General features: G+C 37.8%; 20 protein-coding genes and 4 tRNA genes. 14 read left to right on the forward strand and 10 right to left on the reverse strand.

What is annotated here, in order from left to right:
- Nucleotides 1-3: 3 nt before the first annotated feature.
- The gene (gene miaA, locus KP710_RS02835) at nt 4-939 is read left to right on the forward strand and encodes a tRNA (adenosine(37)-N6)-dimethylallyltransferase MiaA (protein ID WP_215770460.1); all 936 of its coding nucleotides are present in this window, start codon (nt 4-6) and stop codon (nt 937-939) included.
- Nucleotides 940-944: 5 nt separating this feature from the next.
- Nucleotides 945-3,890 (forward strand): bifunctional [glutamate--ammonia ligase]-adenylyl-L-tyrosine phosphorylase/[glutamate--ammonia-ligase] adenylyltransferase, encoded by a 2,946-nt coding sequence (gene glnE, locus KP710_RS02840; protein WP_204714224.1) that lies wholly within the window; start codon nt 945-947, stop codon nt 3,888-3,890.
- Nucleotides 3,891-3,910: 20 nt separating this feature from the next.
- On the opposite strand, the gene recN is transcribed toward glnE, so the two are convergent.
- Together recN and KP710_RS02850 are read right to left on the reverse strand one after the other, a co-directional pair.
- Nucleotides 3,911-5,587, reverse strand: coding sequence for a DNA repair protein RecN (gene recN / locus KP710_RS02845; protein WP_215770907.1), 1,677 nt, complete (start codon nt 5,585-5,587; stop codon nt 3,911-3,913).
- 110 nt (nt 5,588-5,697) lie between these two features.
- Nucleotides 5,698-6,588, reverse strand: a complete 891-nt coding sequence (locus tag KP710_RS02850) for an NAD(+) kinase (RefSeq protein ID WP_032825633.1) — start codon at nt 6,586-6,588, stop codon at nt 5,698-5,700.
- A 100-nt stretch (nt 6,589-6,688) separates the two neighbouring features.
- On the opposite strand from KP710_RS02850, the gene grpE reads away from it, so the two are divergent.
- From grpE to KP710_RS02870, 4 genes are all read left to right on the forward strand, one after another.
- Entirely contained in the window at nt 6,689-7,282 is a 594-nt protein-coding gene (grpE, locus tag KP710_RS02855) for a nucleotide exchange factor GrpE (RefSeq protein ID WP_204714227.1), read from the forward strand.
- 316 nt (nt 7,283-7,598) lie between these two features.
- Nucleotides 7,599-9,722 (forward strand): anaerobic ribonucleoside-triphosphate reductase, encoded by a 2,124-nt coding sequence (gene nrdD / locus KP710_RS02860; protein WP_215770908.1) that lies wholly within the window; start codon nt 7,599-7,601, stop codon nt 9,720-9,722.
- 117 nt (nt 9,723-9,839) lie between these two features.
- Nucleotides 9,840-10,700 (forward strand): acyl-CoA thioesterase II, encoded by an 861-nt coding sequence (tesB, locus tag KP710_RS02865; RefSeq protein WP_106013436.1) that lies wholly within the window; start codon nt 9,840-9,842, stop codon nt 10,698-10,700.
- Between the two features lie 10 nt (nt 10,701-10,710).
- Nucleotides 10,711-11,577, forward strand: a complete 867-nt coding sequence (locus KP710_RS02870) for a ferritin-like domain-containing protein (RefSeq protein WP_106013437.1) — start codon at nt 10,711-10,713, stop codon at nt 11,575-11,577.
- Nucleotides 11,578-11,769: 192 nt separating this feature from the next.
- Here KP710_RS02870 and trxA read toward each other — a convergent pair whose 3' ends face one another.
- Both trxA and KP710_RS02880 read right to left on the reverse strand, forming a co-directional pair.
- Nucleotides 11,770-12,093, reverse strand: a complete 324-nt coding sequence (trxA, locus tag KP710_RS02875; protein WP_106013438.1) for a thioredoxin — start codon at nt 12,091-12,093, stop codon at nt 11,770-11,772.
- Nucleotides 12,094-12,242: 149 nt separating this feature from the next.
- Nucleotides 12,243-13,352 carry a methionine biosynthesis PLP-dependent protein gene (locus tag KP710_RS02880; protein ID WP_215770909.1) on the reverse strand — a complete coding sequence of 370 codons (1,110 nt, stop codon included), beginning with the start codon at nt 13,350-13,352 and terminating at the stop codon, nt 12,243-12,245.
- 245 nt (nt 13,353-13,597) lie between these two features.
- Between KP710_RS02880 and KP710_RS02885 the strand changes: the two genes are divergently transcribed.
- The 4 genes from KP710_RS02885 (at nt 13,598) to KP710_RS02900 (ending at nt 13,993) form a co-directional block, all read left to right on the forward strand.
- Nucleotides 13,598-13,673 (forward strand) — tRNA-Gly (locus KP710_RS02885).
- A 6-nt stretch (nt 13,674-13,679) separates the two neighbouring features.
- Nucleotides 13,680-13,753 (forward strand) — tRNA-Cys (locus KP710_RS02890).
- A 27-nt stretch (nt 13,754-13,780) separates the two neighbouring features.
- A tRNA-Leu gene (locus tag KP710_RS02895) sits at nt 13,781-13,867 on the forward strand.
- A gap of 50 nt (nt 13,868-13,917) precedes the next feature.
- Nucleotides 13,918-13,993: transfer RNA gene (locus KP710_RS02900), tRNA-Lys, on the forward strand.
- Nucleotides 13,994-14,137: 144 nt separating this feature from the next.
- Here the strand turns inward: KP710_RS02900 and KP710_RS02905 are convergent.
- Entirely contained in the window at nt 14,138-14,758 is a 621-nt protein-coding gene (locus tag KP710_RS02905; RefSeq protein ID WP_106013440.1) for a YagU family protein, read from the reverse strand.
- 197 nt (nt 14,759-14,955) lie between these two features.
- On the opposite strand from KP710_RS02905, the gene KP710_RS02910 reads away from it, so the two are divergent.
- Entirely contained in the window at nt 14,956-16,005 is a 1,050-nt protein-coding gene (locus KP710_RS02910; protein ID WP_106013441.1) for an AI-2E family transporter, read from the forward strand.
- A 62-nt stretch (nt 16,006-16,067) separates the two neighbouring features.
- Here KP710_RS02910 and xerD read toward each other — a convergent pair whose 3' ends face one another.
- From xerD to proC, 3 genes are read right to left on the reverse strand one after another with little or no spacing between them, the layout of a single operon-like run.
- Nucleotides 16,068-16,961 carry a site-specific tyrosine recombinase XerD gene (gene xerD, locus KP710_RS02915; protein ID WP_215770910.1) on the reverse strand — a complete coding sequence of 298 codons (894 nt, stop codon included), beginning with the start codon at nt 16,959-16,961 and terminating at the stop codon, nt 16,068-16,070.
- A 30-nt stretch (nt 16,962-16,991) separates the two neighbouring features.
- Complete coding sequence (locus tag KP710_RS02920; protein ID WP_215770911.1) at nt 16,992-18,158, reverse strand: 3-phenylpropionate MFS transporter; 1,167 nt, start codon at nt 18,156-18,158, stop codon at nt 16,992-16,994.
- Nucleotides 18,158-18,973, reverse strand: coding sequence for a pyrroline-5-carboxylate reductase (gene proC / locus KP710_RS02925; protein ID WP_048954183.1), 816 nt, complete (start codon nt 18,971-18,973; stop codon nt 18,158-18,160). The genes KP710_RS02920 and proC overlap by 1 nt, the downstream gene beginning before the upstream one ends.
- 65 nt (nt 18,974-19,038) lie before the next feature.
- On the opposite strand from proC, the gene rdgC reads away from it, so the two are divergent.
- Nucleotides 19,039-19,947 carry a recombination-associated protein RdgC gene (rdgC, locus tag KP710_RS02930; RefSeq protein ID WP_048954184.1) on the forward strand — a complete coding sequence of 303 codons (909 nt, stop codon included), beginning with the start codon at nt 19,039-19,041 and terminating at the stop codon, nt 19,945-19,947.
- Between the two features lie 28 nt (nt 19,948-19,975).
- On the opposite strand, the gene brnQ is transcribed toward rdgC, so the two are convergent.
- Nucleotides 19,976-21,286, reverse strand: coding sequence for a branched-chain amino acid transport system II carrier protein (gene brnQ, locus KP710_RS02935; protein WP_048954185.1), 1,311 nt, complete (start codon nt 21,284-21,286; stop codon nt 19,976-19,978).
- A gap of 234 nt (nt 21,287-21,520) precedes the next feature.
- Here brnQ and nhaA point away from each other — a divergent pair, with 234 nt between their 5' ends.
- Nucleotides 21,521-22,684 carry a Na+/H+ antiporter NhaA gene (gene nhaA, locus KP710_RS02940; RefSeq protein ID WP_065264513.1) on the forward strand — a complete coding sequence of 388 codons (1,164 nt, stop codon included), beginning with the start codon at nt 21,521-21,523 and terminating at the stop codon, nt 22,682-22,684.
- A 38-nt stretch (nt 22,685-22,722) separates the two neighbouring features.
- On the opposite strand, the gene KP710_RS02945 is transcribed toward nhaA, so the two are convergent.
- The gene (locus KP710_RS02945) at nt 22,723-23,184 is read right to left on the reverse strand and encodes an Lrp/AsnC family transcriptional regulator (protein WP_048954187.1); all 462 of its coding nucleotides are present in this window, start codon (nt 23,182-23,184) and stop codon (nt 22,723-22,725) included.
- 119 nt (nt 23,185-23,303) lie between these two features.
- On the opposite strand from KP710_RS02945, the gene rarD reads away from it, so the two are divergent.
- Entirely contained in the window at nt 23,304-24,194 is an 891-nt protein-coding gene (gene rarD, locus KP710_RS02950) for an EamA family transporter RarD (protein WP_048954188.1), read from the forward strand.
- Nucleotides 24,195-24,246: the final 52 nt, after the last annotated feature.

Here is a 24,246-nt window from a genome sequence, read left to right on the forward strand (position 1 = left end):
TTCATGAAACCAACCGCAATTTTTTTAATGGGCCCAACAGCCTCCGGTAAAACAGATTTAGCCATTCAACTACGAAGCTCGCTTCCAGTCGAAGTGATTAGTGTGGATTCAGCGCTCATTTATAAAGGAATGGATATTGGCACAGCGAAACCATCAAAAGAAGAACTTGCCCTTGCGCCTCACCGTTTGATTGATATTTTAGATCCATCAGAAAGCTATTCCGCAATGAATTTCCGCGATGATGCACTACGCGAAATGGCGGATATTACCGCACAAGGTAAAATTCCGTTACTAGTGGGCGGCACGATGTTGTATTACAAAGCCTTAATCGAAGGGCTTTCCCCCTTACCTTCTGCTGATGAAAATATTCGTGCCGAGATCGAACAAAAAGCAGCTCAACAAGGTTGGGCAGCATTGCATACAGAACTCGCCAAAATCGATCCTATTTCTGCCGCTCGAATTAACCCTAGTGATTCTCAACGAATCAATCGTGCTTTAGAGGTTTTTTACATCACAGGAAAATCACTCACAGAACTGACGGAAGAAAAAGGCGAAGGCTTGCCTTATGATTTCATGCAATTTGCAATTTCGCCGCAAGATCGTCATATTTTGCATGACCGCATTGAACAACGCTTTCATAAAATGATTGAACTGGGCTTTCAAGCAGAAGTGGAAAAACTTTATTCTCGCGGAGATTTAAATATTAATCTACCATCAATTCGCTGTGTGGGCTACCGTCAAATGTGGGAATATTTACAAGGCGATTACGATCACGAGGAAATGATTTTCCGTGGTATTTGCGCAACGCGCCAGCTAGCTAAACGCCAGCTCACTTGGCTACGAGGTTGGAAAACGCCAATACAATGGCTAGATAGTTTGCAACCTCAACAAGCGAAAGAAACCGTATTACGTCACTTAGATTCCTATCAAAAAGGTTAGAAAAAATGACCGCACTTTCTGCCCTCATTGAACAAAAATTACAATCTCTTGGCACAATTCTGTGCCAATCTTTTCCAGAACTATCGCCAGAAAAAATTCACGACGCCATTCAAAAAAATTTAAACCATCCTGAACTGCCTATTTACCAATTAGGCTATGCTATGACAATGTCTGACTTTGTGGAAAAAGTCTTGCAAAAATACCCGCACTTAGGGAAACAATGGTGGGAAAAATCGCCCTGTTTTGCAGATTGCTCTACGTATATTGAACGTTTGAATAGAGAGTTAGCCAATGTACATGACGAAACCGCACTCTATCAAACATTACGCCAATTCCGTAACATTGAAATGGCAAAATTAAGTTTTTGTCAAAGTTTGAATCTTGCCACTGTAGAAGAAATTTTTGTTCAGCTTTCACAACTTGCAGAAAGTTTAATTATCGCTACCCGCGATTGGCTTTATCATCAAGCCTGTACGGAGATGGGCACGCCAATGGATGAACAAGGCAATCCGCAACAGCTTTATATTCTAGGAATGGGGAAACTAGGTGGCTTTGAACTCAATTTTTCCTCAGATATTGATTTAATTTTCACTTATCCATCACAAGGGGAAACATCCATTGAGAATACGGATGCTCGACGTTCTGTGGATAATACAAAATTTTTCACACGTTTAGGACAACGCCTTATTTCTGCCTTAGATGAATTTACCTCTGATAGTTTTGTGTATCGAACCGATATGCGTTTACGCCCATTTGGCGACAGCGGTGCGCTTGTTCTCAGCTTTGCGGCAATGGAACAATATTATCAAGATCAAGGTCGAGATTGGGAACGCTACGCAATGATTAAAGGGCGAGTATTGGGCGCACAAACAAAGGATCCCAACGTATCTAAATTGCAAAAAATGTTACGCCCTTTCGTGTATCGCCGTTATATTGACTTTAGTGTGATTCAATCTTTACGCGAAATGAAAGGCAAAATTGAGCGAGAAGTACGCCGTCGTGGTTTAAAAGATAATATTAAACTGGGTGCGGGTGGTATTCGTGAAGTCGAATTTATCGTGCAAGTTTTTCAACTCATTCGAGGCGGGCGAGAAATCAATCTGCAACAACATTCACTCTTAAAGATCTTGCCTGAAATTACCAAACTAGGATTAATTACCGAGCAACAATTCCACGATTTACGTGAAAGTTATATTTTTTTACGTCGCGTAGAAAACATTCTACAAGCAATTAACGATCAACAAACTCAAACATTACCAACCGATGAAATAGATCAAATTCGTTTAGTCGAGGCGTGCAAAACATTCACTTGTTTAAATGAAAATAATCAAACCATCGAAAAACATTATCCAATAGAAAATTGGGACGATTTTTACCGCACTTTACAACAAAAACAAGAAAAAGTGCGGGCGGTATTTACTCAATTAATCGGTGATGAACAAGATGAACCTTCACAAACTGATAGCCAATGGCAAGATTTTTTAGAAGCAGATTTTGAGGATATTGAACAGACATTATTAGAGAGTGGTGTATCAGAAAATAATATTGACGAAGTTTTAGAAAAGCTTGCTCAATTCAAAGACAGCCTAAATCACAGAGTGATTGGTTCACGTGGGCGTGATGTTTTGAGTCATTTAATGCCAACAGTACTTGCACTCATTTTTGAACAAGAAAATTACCGCACTTTGCTTCCCCGCATTCTAAATATTATTGAGAAAATTTCGAGTCGCACAACTTATTTAGAATTATTATTGGAAAACCCTCGTGCCCTTCAGCAAGTTATTGAACTTTGTGCACAGTCTCAACTTATTTCAGAACAACTTGCTCGCCACCCTATTTTATTAGATGAATTGCTTAATACAGAAGCGCTACGCCATCCGTTGCCATTTACCCAATATCCTACAGAGTTACACCAATATTTGCTTCGTTTACCACCTGATGATGAAGAACAACTTATTGATGCTTTACGTCAATTTAAACAAGCAACCCTATTAAAAGTGGCCGCGGCAGATATCTTGGGAGCATTACCGGTGATGAAGGTAAGCGATCATTTAACCTATCTTGCCGAAGCGATTATTGAAGTTGTTGTGAATCTAGCTTGGAAACAAGTTTCGTCTAGATTTGGTGTACCTGAACATTTACAAAATGACGAAAAAGGATTTTTAGTGATTGGTTATGGAAAACTGGGGGGGATTGAACTCGGTTATAAATCTGATTTAGACCTCGTATTTTTGTACGATGCCGTAGAAAGTCAAACAACAGGTGGCAAAAAAGTGATTGATAGCAATCAATTTTATCTGCGTTTGGCGCAAAAGATTGTAAGTATTTTCAGCATAAATACTTCCTCTGGCGTACTTTATGAGGCAGATATGCGCCTGCGCCCTTCTGGCGATGCTGGCTTAATTGGCTGCTCTCTTTCTGCATTTGCCCATTATCAATTAAATGAAGCTTGGACATGGGAAAAACAAGCGCTTGTGCGTGCTCGCCCTGTATTTGGTGAATCATCTCTTAAAGCTAAATTTGAGCATATCCGCCAACAAGTACTTTCTGCATCACGAGATATTGAGCAATTAAAACGAGATGTTGTGGAGATGCGAGAAAAAATGTTCACACATTTGTCCCATTCAAAAGATGGTGAATTTAATCTTAAAACAGATCGCGGTGGTATCACTGATATAGAATTTATCGCTCAATATTTAATGCTTGCCAATGCCCCACAAAATCCACAATTGACAAAATGGTCAGACAACGTACGTATTTTCGATGATATGGCTGAGGCTCAAATTATTAGCCAAACAGAGTGCGACACATTAAAACAATGTTATGTTGATTTACGCAACGCTATTCACCATTTAAATTTGATAGGTAAATCCTCCGTTGTGGATGAAACTGAATTTGTCAAAGAGCGGTCATTTATTCAAACATTTTGGGATAAGCTATTTAGTTCATAAAATAGTAATTAAATCCCATTTTAATGAACTAAATCTAGCATTTCCTGCGCATTGGCTAAGGCTAATTCGGTAATTTCACTTCCGCCCAAGAGTCTTGCCAAGGCTGGTACACGTTCAGCTTGTGAAAGTGCGGTCATTTGTGTTTCAGTTTTATTATCCACAGTAAATTTTTCCACATTGAACTGATGATGGCCATGACAAGCAACCTGTGGCAAGTGAGTTACGCATAATACTTGGCAGCGTTCACTTAATTGACGTAAAAGTTTTCCGACAACACTTGCTGTTTTTCCGCTAATGCCCACGTCCACTTCATCGAAAATTAACGTTGGAATAGCCGATTGATCAGAAGTTAAAACTTGAATGGCTAAAGAAATACGAGAAAGCTCACCACCAGAGGCAATTTTAGCTAACGGTTGAGGTTGTTGACCTAAATTACTACGCAAAGTAAAAATCACATTATCCGCACCGTTTGATCCCACTTTATCTAAATCCGTATTCAACTCTACATAAAATTCTGCATTTTCCATTGCAAGTTGTTTTATCGACTGCGTGACATCCTGCGCTAAGCGAGCTGCAGATTGCTGACGACTTGCAGTTAATGCTTTAGCCGTTGCTTGCATTTGTTCAAATGCGAGTTTTTCTTGCTCAATCAACATCTCTTCACTTTCAGAAAAATCTAAAAGTGCGGTTAATTCTGCTTTTAATTTTTTGTGATGTTCTACAAGATCTTCAGGTTTAACTTGATGTTTACGAGCAAGTTGTAAAGCCTGACTAATTCTTTGTTCGATTTCCTGTAAAAGTTGAGGATCTTGCTCGATATTACCCGATAAATTTCGCACTTCACTGGTTGCTTCTTGCACTTGAATCAACGCATCGTTCAACATACTTTGCACTTCAGCATATTGCGGATCAAGTTCAGCTAATTCATCAATATATTGTGTCGCACGATAAAGCAAGCTATCGATATTTACCGTATCATTTTCACTTAAAATTTGCAGGGCTGATTGAGAAAGTTGAGTTAACTGTTCACTGCTAGATAAACGACGTTGTTCATCTTCTAATTCCAAATATTCATTTGGTCGAAGGTTAAACTCATCTAACTCATCCACTTGATACTGTAAAAGTTGTTTACGAGCTTCATTTTCTGCCACTTTTTGTTGAAAGGTTTTAACTTGATTTTGAAGATTTTTCCATGCCTGATAATCTTTACGCATTTTCACAAGTAATTCAGAATGAGCGGTAAAATTATCAACTAACTGAAGCTGATAGTCATTTTTTAGCAATAATTGAGAAGCGTGCTGCCCATTAATATGAACAAGATATTGACCAATTTCTTTTAATTGAGACGCGGATACAGGAGTACTATTAATAAAAGCTTTAGAACGTCCGTCCGCATTAATCACACGACGCAAAATACATTCAGTTGGATTATCTGGATCTTGTAATTCTTGCTCATTCAACCATTGATAAGCAGGATTATGCGATTCTAGTTGGAAAGTTGCACAAATTTCTGCACGTTCTTGCCCTTCGCGTACCATTGAGGTTTCTACTCTTTGTCCGAAACATAAACCTAAAGCATCAATGGCAATAGATTTACCAGCCCCAGTTTCTCCAGTAATAACAGACATTCCTTTCGCCAATTCGATATCAAGCTGGCGAACAATCGCAAAATTATTGATAGTAAGTTGAGTAAGCATAGCAAAATCCTTTAACTGTATATCAATCATATTACAGCTGATTTAATTTACAGTAAAGGATTTTTTTACAGTATTTTACTGATACATTTCCACTAGGCTTTTTATAAAAATCAAAATGATTTCAGCCAACCTAATTTGGTACTTAATACATTGTAATAATTATAATTTTTTAGGTGAAGCAATCGGAGTTTATGCTCGCTTTTTTGAATATGCACCACGTCATCAGGCGTAAAAGGTAAGGCTATTTGACTATCACAGCCCACCTCCAATTGAGATGTATTATGCTCAGCAAAACGAATCGATATTTTGCTATCACCATCAATAACAAGAGGACGAGAAGTTAATGTATGTGGAAACATTGGCACTAATGCAATTGCATTAAGGTTTGGAGTCAAAATCGGGCCACCAGCGGAAAGAGAATAAGCCGTAGAGCCTGTTGGAGTAGAAACAATTAATCCATCAGAACGTTGTGAAAATGCAAACTTATCATTGATATATACATGAAAATCAATCATGTGCGCAATTTTCGCAGGGTGAATAACCGCCTCATTCACTGCATTACCTGTCGATACAATTTCACCTGCACGCTCAATTTTTGCTTCCAATAAAAAACGTTCTTCGACGAAGAATTCACCGCGTTCTAAACAAGCTTCAAGTTGAGCATAGGCATTTTTCGGGTCAATATCTGTTAAAAATCCCAAATTACCACGGTTGATGCCAATCAATGGAATATCATATTTTGCTAATACGCGAGCACGCCCCAACATATTGCCATCCCCACCAATCACGATAACCAACTGTGCTTGGCAACCAATTTCATCAAGTGTTGCAAGATTTTCTGCAGGAAGCCCTAGTTTTTCAGCAACATCTTTTTCCATCATTACTTGATAGCCACGTTCCGTTAACCAGTGAAACAAATTTTTGTGCATTTGTAGGTTAATGTCATTTCTAGGTTTTCCTACAAGCCCAATGGTTTTAAAGGAACGATATAAATTATTCATAAAATAAACCGCACTTGAATTTAACATTTTCGTCATTATATAGTTTTTTGTTAGACTATAGCTAACGACTATGGCGAATTTTGTATTTACGGAGAAAAAAATGTCAGAACAAGAACAAAAAATTGAAACCTCAGAAGTAGAAAAAGAAGAAGCAGTTGTGGAAGAAATGCAACAAACAGAGCCTTCTCAAAAACTTGATCCTTTAGAAGAAGCAATTGCCCGAGTGCAAGAACTTGAAGAGCAACTAAAAACTCAAATAGAAGAAGCGGCAAACAAAGAACAGGATATTTTACTTCGCTCTCGTGCTGAAATTGAAAATCTTCGTCGTCGAACTGAACAAGACGTTGAAAAAGCACATAAATTCGCATTGGAAAAATTCTCAAAAGACATTTTGAATACTATCGATAACCTAGAGCGCGCACTTGCCACTCCAGCAAATAAAGAAGATGAAAGCGTAAAAGCCTTATTTGACGGCGTAGAACTAACCTTAAAAGAATTAGTTTCAACCGTTGGTCGTTTTGGCGTGGAAGCTGTGGGGGTTGTCGGTGAAGCATTTAATCCTGATTTACATCAAGCCATTTCAATGCAACCTGCTGAAGGCTTTGAAAGCAATCAAATTAGCGTCGTATTGCAAAAAGGCTACACCTTAAATGGTCGAGTCATTCGCCCTGCTATGGTAATGGTTGCGGCATAAGCTATAAGATAAAAAGAGCGGTCGATTTTTCGGCCGTTTTTTATATCCATCAATAAAAATTATATGATTAATTTTATTATTCACCCTCTCCCTCTAGTTAAAAAATCAAAACTTTGATCTCGCTCACAAAATCAAAAAATATTTGAGAAAAGTTCTCAACAACTTAATTTGATATTTTTCTAATAAAATCAATCTTTAACAAAATTCTCTTACAATAAAATGCCTAAAAACACTACATATTGTGTGTTGATTATCTTTTTAGATCTATATATAGTGCACTCCGCATTTCAAAAACACTATATATTGGAGCTATATTATGAGTAACTTTGGGGTCATCAAGCGCGATGGTTCTCGTGCAGAGTTTGAGATTCAACGTATCATCAATGCCATTAAAAAAGCCGCAAGTGCGGTCAATATTTCCGATGAATTTTATTGCCACCAAATTGGGCAAGAAGTAGGGAATGAAATTTTCACCCATCATCACGGCGAGATTGATATTAATCAGATTCAAAAAATCGTTGAAGATAAATTGATGGCAAGTCGTTATCCCGAGGTTGCTCGTGCGTATATTGAATATCGTCATGATCGTGATTTAGCCCGCGAAAAACGTAGCCAGCTAACAAAAGAAATTGAAGGTTTGATTGAACAAAGCAACGTCGAATTACTTAACGAAAACGCCAATAAAGACGCGAAAGTGATTCCAACGCAACGGGATTTGCTAGCAGGAATTGTGGCAAAACATTATGCCAAACACCATATTCTTCCACGCGATGTGGTGGAGGCTCACGAAAAAGGTGAAATTCATTATCACGATTTAGATTACGCGCCGTTCTTCCCAATGTTTAACTGTATGTTAGTGGATTTAGAAGGGATGCTTTCTCGTGGTTTCAAAATGGGCAATGCGGAAATCGAACCCCCTAAATCTATCGGCACCGCAACGGCAGTGACAGCACAAATTATCGCCCAAGTCGCCAGCCATATTTACGGTGGCACAACTATTAACCGTATTGATGAAGTACTTTCCCCTTATGTGCAAATCAGTTACGAAAAACACCTCAAACATGCCCAAGAATGGAATGTGCCTGATGTTGAAGGTTACGCAAAAGCATTGATTGAAAAAGAATGTTTCGATGCCTTCCAATCTTTAGAATATGAAGTTAATACACTACATACTTCGAATGGACAAACACCATTTGTGACCTTTGGTTTTGGTTTAGGTACAAGCTGGCAATCCCGTTTAATTCAGCAAGCTATTTTGAAAAATCGGATTCGTGGACTCGGAAAAAATCATAAAACGCCAGTATTTCCAAAACTTGTTTTCACCATCAAAAAAGGCTTGAACCAAACTAAAGGCGATCCAAATTACGATATCAAACAACTCGCATTGGAATGTGCATCAAAACGTATGTATCCAGATATTCTCAATTACGATCAGGTTGTTAAAGTCACAGGCTCTTTTAAAGCCCCAATGGGATGCCGTAGCTTTTTAGGTGCATACGAAGAAGACGGACATGAAATTCACGATGGGCGTAATAATCTGGGTGTGGTGAGTTTGAATTTACCGCGTATTGCGTTGGAGTCTAAAAACGAAGAAGATTTCTACCGCACTTTAGATGAGCGTTTAGCTATTGCGAAAAAAGCATTAATGACGCGTATTGCCCGCCTTGAAAATACCAAAGCTCGCGTTGCTCCCATTCTCTACATGGAAGGCGCATGCGGAGTGCGGTTAAAAGCGGATGAAAATGTGGCACAAATTTTCAAAAATGGACGCGCCTCTATTTCGCTCGGCTATATCGGTATTCACGAAACCATTAATGCGCTATATAACAAAGGACATATTTTTGATGATGAACAATTACGCGAAAAAGGCATTTCGATTGTTCGTCACCTTAGCGAGGCAGTAAAACGCTGGCAAAAAGAAACAGGCTATGCCTTCAGTCTTTACTCCACGCCAAGCGAAAACTTATGCGACCGATTCTGCCGTCTAGACACCAAAAAATTTGGCGTGATTGAAGGCGTCACGGATAAAGGCTACTACACGAATAGTTACCACTTAGATGTAGAAAAGAAAGTGAATCCTTACGATAAACTGGATTTTGAAATGGCATATCCCCCACTCGCCAGCGGCGGTTTTATTTGCTACGGCGAATATCCAAATATTCAACACAACTTAAAAGCATTGGAAGATGTGTGGGATTATAGCTACGATCGCGTACCTTACTACGGCACAAACACACCGATTGACGAATGTTATGAATGTGGTTTCACTGGCGAATTTGAATGTACCAGTAAAGGTTTTGTTTGCCCGAAATGTGGCAATCATGATAGCACAAAAGTGTCTGTCACTCGCCGCGTATGTGGCTATCTAGGCAGCCCTGATGCTCGCCCCTTTAATGCGGGAAAACAGGAAGAAGTGAAAAGAAGAGTTAAACACCTTTGATTAACACTCTAGCAAAAGCACGCGTTTTTTAATGCGTGCTTTTTGTTTCTAGCTTTGGCATTCCCCAAAATCTCCGCTAAAATAACCGCACTTGTTCTTATCCTCAAGGAAAGCAATATGTCAGATATTCTCAATAACCTCATTCATCTTCTTAAACTTGAAAAAATTGATGATTTAATCTTTCGTGGAGAAAGCCAAGATTTAGGTTTTCGCCAAGTATTTGGCGGGCAAGTTGTGGCTCAAGCATTATCAGCAGCAATGCAGGTCGCGCCTGAAGATCGCATTTTACATTCTTGTCATGCCTATTTTCTTGCTCCGGGAGACAGCCAATATCCGATTATTTACGATGTGGAAACCTTGCGTGAAGGGCGTAACTTTTCTGCATTACGCGTGAAAGCCATTCAACATAAAAATACCATTTGTCATGTAACCGCTTCTTTCCAAGTGCCTGAAAAAGGTTTTGAACATCAAAATACGATGCCAAATGTTGGTACACCTGAAGACTTTACAGATGAAAATGTGATGCTACAAAATGTGGCTCAAACCTTGCCAGAACCACTCAATGAAAAATTTGCCGCAGAGCGTCCATTTGAGGTACACACCAAATATTTGAATAACCCATTTAATGGGACAAAATTGCCAGCCGAGCAATATTCTTGGTTTAAAACCAATGGTGAAACGCCGCTTGATATAAAAATTCAGCAATGTTTATTGGCTTATTTTTCCGATTTTCACTGTATTTTGACCGCACTTCATCCGCACGAAAAAGGCTTTTTACAAAAAGGAATGAAAGTGGCAACCATTGATCACAGTATTTGGTTCCATCGTCCATTTGATTTAAATCACTGGCATTTACACGCAATTGAAAGCAACAATGCCTTTGGAGGGCGAGGCTTAGCACGTGGGCAGATTTTCTCGCAAGATGGTCAATTAATCGCGACAACACAACAAGAAGGCTTGATCCGTTTTAACGAATAAGAGAGAAAAAATGACCGCACTTATTACACAATTTTGGCAACAAGTTGAAACCGCACTAAAAACAGCAAATCCACAAGAAAAATGCAGTTTAGTTAATGATCTCTACGATAATCTTCTGCCACAAATTCAGTTGATTAAATTAGAAGATTTTCCCGAAGTCGTACCGCAAGATAATATTGCCGCTTTTCCTGAAAAACCGCTCTTAGTTGCACCGAAAGATGTGCCAAAACGTTCTTTTGCCACAGAAGAAGGCTATGCAGCTACATTGCACGCTATCGCACATATTGAGTTTAATGCAATCAATTTAGGCCTAGATGCCGCTTGGCGATTCGGACGTAATGCACAAGAAGAACTTAGTGAAGGTTTGGCTTTTATAAAAGATTGGCTGCGTGTCGCTCGTGAAGAAAGTACACACTTTTCCTTAGTCAATGAACATTTGAAAACATTGGGTTATCAATATGGTGATTTTGAAGCCCATGCTGGATTATGGGAAATGGCGCAAGCCACCGCGCACGATATTTGGGAACGAATGGCGTTAGTTCCTCGTGTATTAGAAGCAAGAGGCCTCGATGCAACACCGGTTCTGCAAGAGAAAATCGCACAACGTAAAGATTTTGCCGCAGTGAACATTTTGGATATTATTTTGCGCGATGAAATTGGCCATGTGTATATTGGCAATCATTGGTATCACGCACTTTCTAAAAAACGTGGTTTGGATGCGATGAAGTGCTTTACTGAGCTGTTACACAAATACCGTATTGTAATTTTTAAAGGTGTCATTAATACCGATGCTCGTATTCAAGCGGGTTTCACGCAGCATGAGTTGGATTGGATTTATGAAGTGGAACAAACATTAAAATCTTACATCAAAAAATAAATATCTTGATGTCTTAGACTTTTTTCGTTTGTGATATTTCTTATTTTCTCATAATGATCTTCAAACTGGAAAACGGAACGCTCAACACAGTCATCATAAAATAACTAAAACAAAGAACCACTCAAATTAAAATGATAGGTGATATAAAAAAGCCATACAATTTGTAACTGTATGGCTTTATAGAACATAAAATTAAATGTGTTGATTAATAAAATTTGCCAATTGTATTTTTGGTAATGCCCCAACTTGAGTAGCAACAACTTGACCATTTTTGATCAATAATAATGTTGGGATACTACGAACACCAAATTGTGCTGGCGTTGTTTGGTTATCATCCACATTCATTTTTACAATTTTTACTTTACCTGCAAATTCAGGAGCAAGCTCATCTAAAACAGGTGCAATCATTTTACAAGGACCACACCACGGTGCCCAAAAATCTAATAATACAGGGATATCTGAATTCACAACGATACTTTCAAAATCAGCATCATTAATATGTAATACTTCGCTCATTTTTATTTCCTTATTTTATGAATAATGTTCAAAACAAGAACATTTTTGATTTACTAGTGAAATGAAGAATAACACTGTTTTAACAAATGTAAACTTATTGTTTTAATTGTCAAAAACTAAATAGCAAGTAAAATCTCACTTCATCCTCATTATTTCAAATTAGAAAATGCCTGTAATAAATCAGCCTTAATATCTTCTACATCTTCAATACCGACTGAAAAACGCAGCAAGGTATTCGTAATTCCACGGGCTACACGCTCAGATTCTGGAATATCCATATGAGTTTGAGTGGCAGGATAAGTAATAAAACTTTCTGTGCCTCCTAGACTTTCTGCAAAAGTAATCAATTTGATGGATTTTAAGAATGTATTAACCCAAGCTTCATCTTGCAAACGGAAAGACAACATCCCACCCTTATTTGGATAAAGCACAGATTCCACTTGTGGTTGAGCTTTTAAAAACTCCGCAATAGCTTGGGCATTTTCTTGATGACGTTTCATGCGCAAAGAAAGGGTTTTCATACCACGAATAGTCAGCCAAGAATCAAAAGGTGAAAGCACCGCACCTGCACCATTTTGAATATAAGAAATGCGATCACAAAGTTCTTGCCCTTTCGCAACAATCAAACCAACAAGTGCATCATTATGACCAGCAATATATTTAGTCCCGCTGTGAATCACCACATCTGCGCCTAAATCCAATGGACGAGAAAGCACTGGTGTTAAAAACGTATTGTCCACGATCAACATCAAGTTATGTTTTTTCGCAAGTTTTGCAATTTCAACCACATCACATTCTTCCATTAAAGGATTTGATGGAGTTTCAATAAAAATCGCTTTCGTATTTGGATTAATTGCCGCCTCAATTTCAGAAGTAGATGCTGTATTGACATAAACAGGCTTTACACTATTGTTATTTTTATAAGAGAAATCTAATAGTCGATAAGTACCACCATACACATCGCTAGAAACGATCCATTCATCTGGAGCAGTGAAAAGCGTCATCAAAACTTGAATTGCAGCCATACCAGAAGAAAAAGCAAAACCACGATCTCCATTTTCTAATTTAGCTATCGTTTCTTCTAATACTGTACGAGTTGGGTTTTTAGTCCGCGTATAGTCAAACCCTGTACTCTCACCAATTCCATGATGCCCATAAGCCGTAGAAAGAAAAATTGGCGCAGAAACTGAACCAGTTCTCTTATCACTTCGATTACCAGCTTGCGCTAATAAGGTATCAATTGCATATTGTTGTATCATAACATCCTCTAAAAACAATAAAAATTCACCGCACTTTCATGCTATAAAATATGCTGAACATTTTGGCATAAAGGGGAAAGTGATAAAAGCAGAAATTATGTAATTGAATAAATTTCTATTTATTCATCATTTTGTGAGAATTATTTAAACAAAATGAATCTTTTTTAAACGGTTAAAAAAAATTTTTTACTCTATGATTGACAGCTTTTTAAATTTCCGTAAAATGCGCACCACTAACAGCGAATGCGGGAATAGCTCAGTTGGTAGAGCACGACCTTGCCAAGGTCGGGGTCGCGAGTTCGAGCCTCGTTTCCCGCTCCAATTCGTGGCGTGTTAGCAAAGCGGTTATGCACTGGATTGCAAATCCATGTAGCTCGGTTCGACTCCGGGACACGCCTCCATAATACGCAAATGTTAGTTGTCTATATGCCCGAGTGGTGGAATCGGTAGACACAAGGGATTTAAAATCCCTCGCCTTTCGAGGCGTGCCAGTTCAAGTCTGGCTTCGGGCACCATTTAAACACCAATCCAAAGATTTTAAAATTTACTTTAAAATCATCTAATTGGGTCGTTAGCTCAGTCGGTAGAGCAGCGGACTTTTAATCCGTTGGTCGAAGGTTCGAATCCTTCACGACCCACCAATATTAAAAACTTACAACGCTTAAAATTTTATCTTGCGATTAAACAAAAAATACTAAATATATTATTCATATTCTATTTAAAATGAAAAAAATAACTGCACTTAGTTTCCTAATATGCAGTTATCTTCGTATTAGCCAGAGAAATTAACGTACCTGACCTAATGGAATCTCAGCATCTGGTTCATTTGTAATGCGATTACGTAAATCACGACGAATCACTTCAATAGTCCAGAACCAGAAAATATGTCCCACTAATTCTGAAATATGTTCATATAATGGCCACTCTGCAACTGGCGGTGTTAAACCTAATGCAGGAAAAGTAATATAGTGAACACAAATATTGGCAATAATACCAGCTCCGATACCCTGCCAAAATTTAATTTTAGGGAAGCGTTCTGCAACTATACAATAACCAATAGCAAATACTAAAGAGAAAATAATATGCGTGACACCAATCCAGTTAAATGCATGATCCGCAAATGTAAATGCAGCTTGAGTAGGGTCAATACCAATGTAATCACGTAAAAAAACATGTGGTGGATTTAGAAATGCACGTGAGCATACAGAAAGAATCTGGTCTTGACTTAAACCTGTCACATCCACTTTACAAGCTGCGGCAAAGAAATCAATTGGGCTGCGTGGTGGAAATGGATGCTCAGCTCCCCATTTTACAAATGCAGAAATAATTCCTGCGATGATGCCTACAAAAATAGCTACGCCATAACGACGACGATTTGCAGGGCTTTGAGTAAAAATACCTGACATATTTTGCTCCGAAATTAAGAAAAAATAACCGCACTTGCTATACAAAACTCAGTCATAACCAAAATGCGACACAAATTTTGTTTTAATAACAAAATCTAGGTAGAAATGTTAAAGAATTTAAAAGATTAGTCAGGTGCCAACTATAAACAATAAATAATTTCACTTATAATGACTAAAAATGTTCATTGAGAAGTACTATGTTAGAAATGTTGAGAAATTGGTATATACGCCGATTAAGCGATCCTCAAACAATGGGGTTACTTGCTATTTTATTGTTTGGCTTCCTCGCTATTTATTTTTTTGGAAATCTAATCGCACCGCTGCTTATTGCTATCGTATTAGCCTATTTACTCGAAATGCCAATTCGTTTCTTAAACTTACGTTTACGCTTTCCAAGGATCATGGCCACTATTCTTGTCTTTGGTAGCTTTATCAGTATCGCTACCATATTCTTTTTAATTCTTGTACCAATGCTTTGGAATCAAAGTATTTCCTTATTAAGCGATTTACCTGCGATGTTTAATAAACTCAATGAATGGTTACTTAATCTACCAGAGCATTATCCAGAACTCATTGATTATTCTATGGTAGATTCCATTTTTAATTCCGTACGAGAAAAAATTCTTGGTTTTGGTGAATCAGTGGTGAAACTGTCTTTAACATCAATTATGAACTTAGTTTCTCTCGGTATTTATGCTTTCTTAGTACCACTAATGATGTTCTTCATGTTAAAAGATAAAAAAGAACTTTTACAAGGGGTGAGCCGCTTTCTGCCAAGAAATCGTCATTTAGCTTTCAAGGTTTGGATAGAAATGCAACAACAAATTTCTAATTATATTCATGGTAAATTATTAGAAATTTTGATTGTAACTCTAATTACTTATATTATTTTTCTTATTTTTGGCTTGAATTATCCACTTCTCTTAGCATTTGCTGTAGGGCTTTCAGTGTTAGTGCCTTATATCGGAGCTGTGATTGTCACCATTCCTGTTGCCTTGGTCGCATTATTCCAATTTGGTGTAAGCCCAACATTTTGGTATATCATCGTTGCTTTTGCCATAAGTCAACTTTTAGATGGCAATTTACTTGTTCCTTATTTATTCTCTGAGGCAGTAAACTTACATCCATTAGCGATCATTATTTCAGTATTAATTTTCGGTGGATTGTGGGGGTTCTGGGGCGTATTTTTTGCCATTCCACTAGCAACTTTAGTGAAAGCAGTTCTAAATGCTTTACCTGAAGATTAATATGAAATATTCAGATAAAGGAATAATTTAAAACAGCTTATTTCATTACTACGCGTTTTTAATTACCCTCTAGGATGAAATCTTTCATGCAATCGTTTCAATCGCTCTTTTGCCACATGAGTATAAATCTGTGTTGTGGATAAATCTGTATGCCCTAGCAACATTTGCACCACGCGTAAATCCGCACCATGATTCACTAAATGGGTGGCAAAAGCATGCCGAAGAACGTGAGGGGAAAGTGCACCAGCATCAATATCCGCGAGAATGGCATAATGTTTTACACGATGCCAGAAAGTTTGACGAGTCATTTGCTGTGCGCGCTGACTTGGAAACACAACATCAGAACTCTGCCCATTTAATAGCACAGGGCGACCATAAAGCATAAATTGACGAACCCAATAGGCAGCTTCTTCCCCCATTGGCACAATACGTTCCTTATTCCCTTTACCAATCACTCGCACCACGCCTTGTTGCACGCTCATGTTTTCAATTGTAAGCGAAACTAACTCCGTGACACGAAGCCCAGTTGCATAAAGCAATTCTAACATTGCTTTATCACGCAACTCCAAAGGCACTTCAACATCTGGCGTATTGAGTAAATCTGACACTTGTTGCTCAGTTAAATATTTTGGTAGGCGACTGGGTAATTTAGGCGAACTTAGCACCGCACTTGGATCATCCACTCGGTATTTTTCCCGATATAAATATTGGAAAAGTTTACGCATTGCACTTAACATTCGCGCGGTGCTCGTGGCTTTGTAACCTTTCTCCAAGCGTTCACCTAGAAAACCTTGCAAATCAACAGCATCTAAGGTTTCCAAAGACAAGTCGTTTTTATCCAACCAATCACAAAGTGCGGTTAAATCCAAACGATAAGATTGAACGGTATTTTCTGAAAGCCCTTTTTCAATCCAATATTCATTAAGAAACAAATCAATGAGCGCTAGATTTTTCATATTACTTTTCTACAAGGAAAGCGATTCATCCTATTTATGCTGAACAATCAAAAAGGCATTTAACTTACGTGGAATCACAAAAAATGCGGCTGCCGCAATGATACTCATAAATAAAAATGTCATCGCCGGCGACGTTGGATAAATCGTGCCTGCAATCGCAGTGAAAATGGCAATTAGCACCCCATTCGATAAGCCATTATACAAACCTTGCAACTTCGCAATATGACTTTGCGGTTGCGTGGTGATATAGCGAACAATCGCATAATGGCAAACGGCATAAGTCAAACTATGCATAAGTTGCAATAAGAATATCAACCAAAAATCTTCAACATATCCCATTACAGCCCAGCGTCCGATGCACGCAAGCGCAGAAATATAAAGCAGCACACTGATAGAAATATTTTGAAATAAGCGACGAGAAAAGAAAAATAATACAATTTCTGCTAATACCCCAATGCCCCAAAGTAAGCTAGTTTGTGAAACAGAAATTCCAATGCTTGTCCAATAAATCGTGCTATACACATAATAAGCCGCATGAGAGCCTTGAATAAGCCCCACTGCAATCATGACCCGCAATGTAATAGGATTTTTCAGTAACGCAATAAAACTAATATTATTTTGAGCGCCACCTTCAGGTATCTCATCTTTTGGGGGAATGGTTGGTTTTAAAAGCTGAATGATAGTATAGAAGGATAAAAGTGCGGTTAAAATCCACACGATATTTTGCTCGCCAACACAGCCAATCATGCCACCGAACACAACTACACCAAGAATAAAAGCAGCAGAACCAATCAAACGTACTTTACCGTAATCCAAGCCTATTTGTCGTTGCCAAGTGGATGCCAACGAATCTCCAATCGGCATTCCCGCTGAATTCACAGAGGCATATAAACCGATAGCAATAAATAACAGCCAAAAATTATGCGCAACTAAGCTCATTGCCGCCATAATAATGGCCGATGCTAACGCCAATAGACGTAAGGAACTAATAATATGATTGGCTTTTTTAATCAGCGATGAAAAAAATAATCCGCCCGCAAATCGAAAAATATAAGCACTCCCGATAACTAAACCAATCATTTCTTCACCATATTGTTGTGATTTCAACCATGCGGGGAAAAACGGCAAAAACACACCATAAGCGCAGTAGTAACCTAGAAAGCTCAGTGCGAGCCAATAAAAAGGACGAACTTGCATCAGAATAAAGTTTCCATTTCTTGTGAACGAGACAAACAAGCCTGCATAGCTTGCTCTATTGTTTGATTAAAATGTTGTGCGTCAAATACTGCTAACGCTGCCGCAGTGGTGCCACCTTTCGAGGTGACATTTTCACGCAAAGTTGAAAGTGCAATTTGCGGATTTTCTATCACCATTTTTGCTGCACCAAGCATGGATTGCTGCACTAATTCACGCGCAGTTTTTTCATCTATATTCATTTTGATTAAGGCTTGCTGCATCACTTCCAGCATTAAAAAGAAATAAGCGGGGCTACTTCCTGAAGCAGCGGTTACTGCGTGCATTTGAGTTTCATCATCCACCCAAACCGTTCTTCCCACAGTTCCCAATAAATCTTGTGCAAAAGTGCGGTAATTTTCACTCGTATTTTTTGGTGCAAATAACCCCGCCATGCCTTCCCCCACTAATGCGGGCGTATTTGGCATGACGCGCACTATTGATTTTATACTTGGAATTAATGCGTTCAAGCGTTCAGTTGAAATACCCGCAGCAATGGAAATTAATAATTTATCAGAAAAATCCACCGCACTTAGCGACGAACAAACTTCAGCCATCATTTGAGGTTTTACCGCAAGCAACACAACTTCCGCTTTGGTTGCACTTTCCACATTATTTTCTGACGTTGCCACGCCAAGATTAGCAAAAAATGCTCTTTTTTCCTCATTCGGATCATTCACAATAATTTGCTCGGCAGGATAACCTTGTTTCAACAAGCCAAGAATAATAGCCTGCGCCATATTGCCGCCGCCAATAAAGGCAATCAATTTGTGTTGCATCGTTTTTCCTACTTTTATGGGCTATAATGCCGCACATTCTACCCTATATTGAAGGAAGTGTTACGATGTGGTTCAAAAATTTAATGACTTATAGACTGACTAAACCGCTAGATTGGGATCTTGCACAGCTACAAACTCAACTGGAAGATTGTCAATTCCATCCTTGCGGTGCTCAAGATCAAAGTAAATTTGGATGGTCAGCTCCATTACGAGGCGCTGATTTACTCTATTTTTCTGTTGGAAAACAAATTCTATTAATCGCCAAAAAAGAGGAAAAAATCTTGCCAGCAAATGTGGTCAAACGTGAACTTGATGAACGCATTGAAAGCCTTGAACAAAAAGAAAATCGCAAACTTAAAAAGGTAGAAAAACAAACATTAAAAAATGATGTCGTGATGAATTTATTACCTCGTGCGTTTAGTAAAAATCAGCATACCGCGCTATGGATTGATACAGAAAATAATCTTGTTCATGTTGATGCAGCATCGAGTAAACGCGCGGAAGATGCGCTCGCATTACTGCGTAAATCCTTAGGTTCGCTCCCTGTTGTGCCTTTAGCCTTTGCTAATGAACCCAGCACGATTTTAACGAATTGGATCCTTCAAGATAGCTTACCGCATTGGTTACTTGCATTAGAAGAAGCCGAGCTTCGTGGCAGTCAGGAAGACAGCGTTATCCGTTGTAAAAAACAACCATTAGAAAATGAAGAAATTCTCGCACTTCTGCAAGATGGCAAAAAAGTAGTGAGCAAATTAGCCTTAGAATGGGAAGATACCTTAACTTTCGTTTTTAACGAAGATTGCACCCTCAAACGTTTAAAATTTGCAGATAGTGTACGAGAAAAAAATGATGATATTCTGAAAGAAGATTTTGCACAGCGTTTCGATGCAGATTTTGTACTGATGACAGGTATTTTAGCCAAACTCACCGAAAATTTATTAGATGAATTTGGCGGAGAAAAAACTAGATTATAAAGATATGCGGCTAAAAAATGCCGCAATTTTATTTTTTAATGTTAGTAAATAACTTTCCTATAAAAATGCTCACTACAAGCATCACGAATGCTGGCACTAACCATGCCATTCCCTCTGATGAAAGAGGAAAATCTTTCAATAATATGTTAATGCTTTCAGGTAACATTTGTACATTATTCAAACTGTCACATAAGCTAAAGCATAGCGTGACAATTAAAGAACTATAGTAAGTCAATTTGATTGATGGTAATTTATCACGTAAAAATTGCAAAAACACTAATACAATCGCTATAGGATAGATCAATAATAGGGCCGGAATCGTAATACGAAGCAAATCAGTTAAGCCATATTGAGAAACAGTAATTGTCATTGCAGTAAAAATTGCTACCCAAAACGGATAAGAAAAACGTACTGAAAATTTCGCAAAATAATCAGCAGCAGCACTCGTTACACCAACAAGAGTAGTTAAACTTGCTAGTACGATAATTCCCGCCATAATCCAAGTACCTGCTGAACCAAACAATGCCCCCACATAACGTGAGAAAACTTGTCCCCCATTTGTTACACCTTCAGCAACCGAGGCACTTGTTGCACCAAGGTAAAAGAGTGAAAAGTATAATCCAGCAAGCAAAATGACTGAAACAAAACCTGCTGAAATGGTATATTTCACAATATCTTTTGTATGAACCACATTTTTTGCGGCAAGTGCACGTGAGACAATTCCTCCAAATGCAATGGCAGCAAGCACATCCATAGTTTGATAACCACTTGTTAAACCGATGAATAAAGCCTGACCTGACTCATAAGCTTTTGTGGGAGCCTGAATCTCGGATAATGGAGAAATAAAAACTGTCACCGCTACCACAACTAATAACACCAATAATGCAGGCGTCATAAATTTACCTACACTTGAAATAATCGTATTTGGACGAATCATAAATCCCATAGCGATTAAGTTAAAAACAAGAGAAAAAACAAATCTAACTGTTGAATTATCCTCCATCAATCCTAAAGGTAACCATGCCATTTCATAAGCAACATTTGTAATTCGCGGCATGGCAAAGGTAGAACCAATTGTTAAATATAAAATAACAAGAAAAGCAGTCCCTGCCCATTTAGGTAAATCTTTCGTTAATTCTTCTCCTCGCCCTAAAATAGAAACAATAACCAATGTAATAAAAGGCATAAAAACACCAGTTAATACAAATCCAAAAGAGGCGCTAGCCCAATTGTACCCGGCAGTAAAACCTTCCATTGGTGGAAAAATAATATTCCCTGCTCCTAAAAATAAAGCGAAGATCATCATCCCCAAAACAATAATATCTTTACGTGAAAACATAATTTCTAACCCTAAAATCGAAAGGAGTGCATTCTACAATAATTTGTTACAATGCACATAAAATCACTATTTAATAATACGAAAAATGAGATATTCATCACAATATAATTCATGTTATCAGCAATTCATACAAAATGCTGGCAAAATCTTTCTCTCGCTCCCCATTTCATATAAAAATATGCTAGTATGCGCTCTTTGTTAATTTTTTGTTATTGATTTTTGAAGGGGGATTACGTGTTACAACTTATCCAGCGATTTTTAAAATTAGAATCTGCCGGTGGAATTTTATTACTTTTATCTGCTGTAGCTGCAATGTTATTGGCCAATTCACCATTAAGTGAACAATATAATAACTTCTTAAATTTACCCGTAAGCATACAAATTGGCCATTTTGCAATCGATAAAACATTAATTCATTGGATCAATGATGGCTTTATGGCTGTATTTTTTATATTGGTCGGTATGGAAGTCAAAAAAGAATTATTTGAAGGCTCACTTTCTAGCTATCAACAAGCTATTTTCCCTGCTATAGCCGCAATAGGAGGAATGATTATTCCTGCTATCGTATATTGGTTTATTGCTAAACAAGATCCTAGTTTAGTGAATGGCTGGGCGATTCCTATGGCAACAGACATAGCCTTTGCTCTTGGCATTATGGCGTTGCTCAGTAAACAAGTTCCACTTCCACTCAAAATTTTCTTGCTAGCGCTCGCTATTATAGACGACTTAGGTGCTATCGTTGTCATAGCCCTATTCTTTTCACATGGATTAAGCGTGCAAGCACTCTTCTTTTCAGCTATCGCTATTATCGCATTAGTTTTATTAAACCGATTCAAAGTTTCTGCACTATGTGCCTACATGGTTGTTGGGGCAATTTTATGGGCTTCCGTTTTAAAATCAGGCGTTCATGCAACATTAGCTGGCGTAATTATTGGCTTTTGTATCCCATTGAATGGGAAAAATGGTGAAAAACCACTACATGATTTTGAACATATCCTCGCACCTTGGTCGTCATTTATTATTCTGCCTCTATTTGCTTTTGCTAATGCTGGGGTAAGCTTTGAAGGACTCGATTTCACAATGCTCTCTTCCCCGTTATTATTAGCTATTGCACTTGGCTTAATTATAGGCAAGCCAGTAGGTGTTTTTAGCTTTAGCTATATCTCCGTAAAATTAGGTTTAGCCAAATTACCTAACGGTGTTAATTTTAAACAAATTTTTGCCGTTGCGCTTTTGTGTGGAATTGGCTTTACAATGTCAATGTTTCTCGCAAGCCTTGCATTTGAGGCTGACGCAGGTGAAACTATAAATACTCTATCAAGATTAGGTATTTTATTAGGATCAACTATTTCTGCCATCATCGGCTATTTTTGTTTAAAACAAACGACAAAGCCTTAGCATTATAATTGCAAAGTGCGGTGATTTTTTACCGCACTTTATAACACAATACCACTATCCGCCTTTGTAAAATTCATTACAAATAAACTTTTGAAAGTACGCACATGATACTCCCCTGTTAAAACACGACGAGTAAACGCATGATAACTTTCCATATCTTTAACATGTAATAGCAACATAAAATCATAATCTCCAGAAATTTCATAACAACTGACAACATCTGATTCTTGTCTCATTTTACGCTCAAACTGCTCTTGATAATAAGAATGTTGATTGTTCATTTCCACCATCACAAATACACTAATTGTCCGCCCTACAGCTTTAGGAGAAACAATAGCCACTTGTTTAGTTATCACGCCTTTTTCTATTAAAAATTGAATTCGTCGTTGGCAAGTTGCAATAGAACTATTAACATTTACAGCCAATTCTTTTAAAGGTATTGTTGCATCTTGTTGTAATGCATTTAGAATATCTCGATCTAATTTATCAAGGGAATTCATAAAAATTTTTCTCACAAATCTGGCTAAATAGATAAAATTTATCACAAAACCTCATAAATTGAGAATTTTTATTTCTATAACAACCTATAATAATTTCATCTTCAATGATGGAGTTTTCAATGAAATTAATGACTCAAGGCATATTGCTTTGCATCTTTTCTCAACTTTTATTTGGTGTCCTTTATTTATTCAGCTTATGGTTACAACCATTAAGTGGAACTGACGTTTTCGCGTGGCGAATGGTAACAATGATATTTGGTCTATTATTGATTTTATTTCCAACAATTGGTTGTAAATCAATTTTACATTTAATAACCAACATACTTGGCTATAACTGGAAACGTTGGATACTTTTCTTACTCGGTACATTTGATGCAGGAAGCCAATTTTGGCTCTTTATGTGGGCTCCGCTTAATAACGAAGGTGTAAATATTGCTATGGGATACTTCCTTTTTCCGCTTGTGATGGCTCTATTTGGAAGAATTTGGCTTAAGGAACAATTATCATCCACTCAAAAAATTGCTTTATTACTTGCCGCTTGTGGTGTATTCCATGAACTCTGGCATACACAAAGTTTTTCATGGACAAGCCTTTGGGTTTGTGCAGTATATCCCTTCTATTATTTAAGTAGAAAAGCCATGAAAATTCCTGCCTTGCAAGGCATTACCCTTGATGTAATCTTAATATCCATTCCTTCTGTCATTTATTTATCTTACCAAAGCGATAGTTTGTCTTTGATTCTTAATAATTTTCACTACTGGTACTTATTACCAGCACTAGGAATTGTCAGTGCAGTTTCACTTTCTGCAAATTTAAAATCTAGCCAGCAAATTCCTGTTAGCATTTTTGCCGTATTAAGCTATATCGAACCAGTCTTATTATTTCTAGTTGCAGTATTTATTTTAAATATTCCAATGACGATAAGTGACTACTTCACCTACGTTCCTATTTGGCTAAGCTTAGGCTTGTTAGGATTAAATGGATTAATAAAAAAGCGAGGTAATTATTAATTACATTATATGATTGCTTACTATCAGCTTTGTTCCTTTATAACAATAAAAT

It is taken from the genome of Haemophilus sp. SZY H35 (genome assembly GCF_018829705.1).
GTDB lineage: Bacteria > Pseudomonadota > Gammaproteobacteria > Enterobacterales > Pasteurellaceae > Haemophilus > Haemophilus haemolyticus_K.

Coding starts and splice junctions, on each gene's coding strand:
- miaA (WP_215770460.1), top strand. CDS start 4: ATGAAACCAACCGCAATTTTTTTAATGGGCCCAACAGCCTCCGGTAAA.
- glnE (WP_204714224.1), top strand. CDS start 945: ATGACCGCACTTTCTGCCCTCATTGAACAAAAATTACAATCTCTTGGC.
- recN (WP_215770907.1), bottom strand. CDS start 5,587: ATGCTTACTCAACTTACTATCAATAATTTTGCGATTGTTCGCCAGCTT.
- KP710_RS02850 (WP_032825633.1), bottom strand. CDS start 6,588: ATGAATAATTTATATCGTTCCTTTAAAACCATTGGGCTTGTAGGAAAA.
- grpE (WP_204714227.1), top strand. CDS start 6,689: ATGTCAGAACAAGAACAAAAAATTGAAACCTCAGAAGTAGAAAAAGAA.
- nrdD (WP_215770908.1), top strand. CDS start 7,599: ATGAGTAACTTTGGGGTCATCAAGCGCGATGGTTCTCGTGCAGAGTTT.
- tesB (WP_106013436.1), top strand. CDS start 9,840: ATGTCAGATATTCTCAATAACCTCATTCATCTTCTTAAACTTGAAAAA.
- KP710_RS02870 (WP_106013437.1), top strand. CDS start 10,711: ATGACCGCACTTATTACACAATTTTGGCAACAAGTTGAAACCGCACTA.
- trxA (WP_106013438.1), bottom strand. CDS start 12,093: ATGAGCGAAGTATTACATATTAATGATGCTGATTTTGAAAGTATCGTT.
- KP710_RS02880 (WP_215770909.1), bottom strand. CDS start 13,352: ATGATACAACAATATGCAATTGATACCTTATTAGCGCAAGCTGGTAAT.
- KP710_RS02905 (WP_106013440.1), bottom strand. CDS start 14,758: ATGTCAGGTATTTTTACTCAAAGCCCTGCAAATCGTCGTCGTTATGGC.
- KP710_RS02910 (WP_106013441.1), top strand. CDS start 14,956: ATGTTAGAAATGTTGAGAAATTGGTATATACGCCGATTAAGCGATCCT.
- xerD (WP_215770910.1), bottom strand. CDS start 16,961: ATGAAAAATCTAGCGCTCATTGATTTGTTTCTTAATGAATATTGGATT.
- KP710_RS02920 (WP_215770911.1), bottom strand. CDS start 18,158: ATGCAAGTTCGTCCTTTTTATTGGCTCGCACTGAGCTTTCTAGGTTAC.
- proC (WP_048954183.1), bottom strand. CDS start 18,973: ATGCAACACAAATTGATTGCCTTTATTGGCGGCGGCAATATGGCGCAG.
- rdgC (WP_048954184.1), top strand. CDS start 19,039: ATGTGGTTCAAAAATTTAATGACTTATAGACTGACTAAACCGCTAGAT.
- brnQ (WP_048954185.1), bottom strand. CDS start 21,286: ATGTTTTCACGTAAAGATATTATTGTTTTGGGGATGATGATCTTCGCT.
- KP710_RS02945 (WP_048954187.1), bottom strand. CDS start 23,184: ATGAATTCCCTTGATAAATTAGATCGAGATATTCTAAATGCATTACAA.
- rarD (WP_048954188.1), top strand. CDS start 23,304: ATGAAATTAATGACTCAAGGCATATTGCTTTGCATCTTTTCTCAACTT.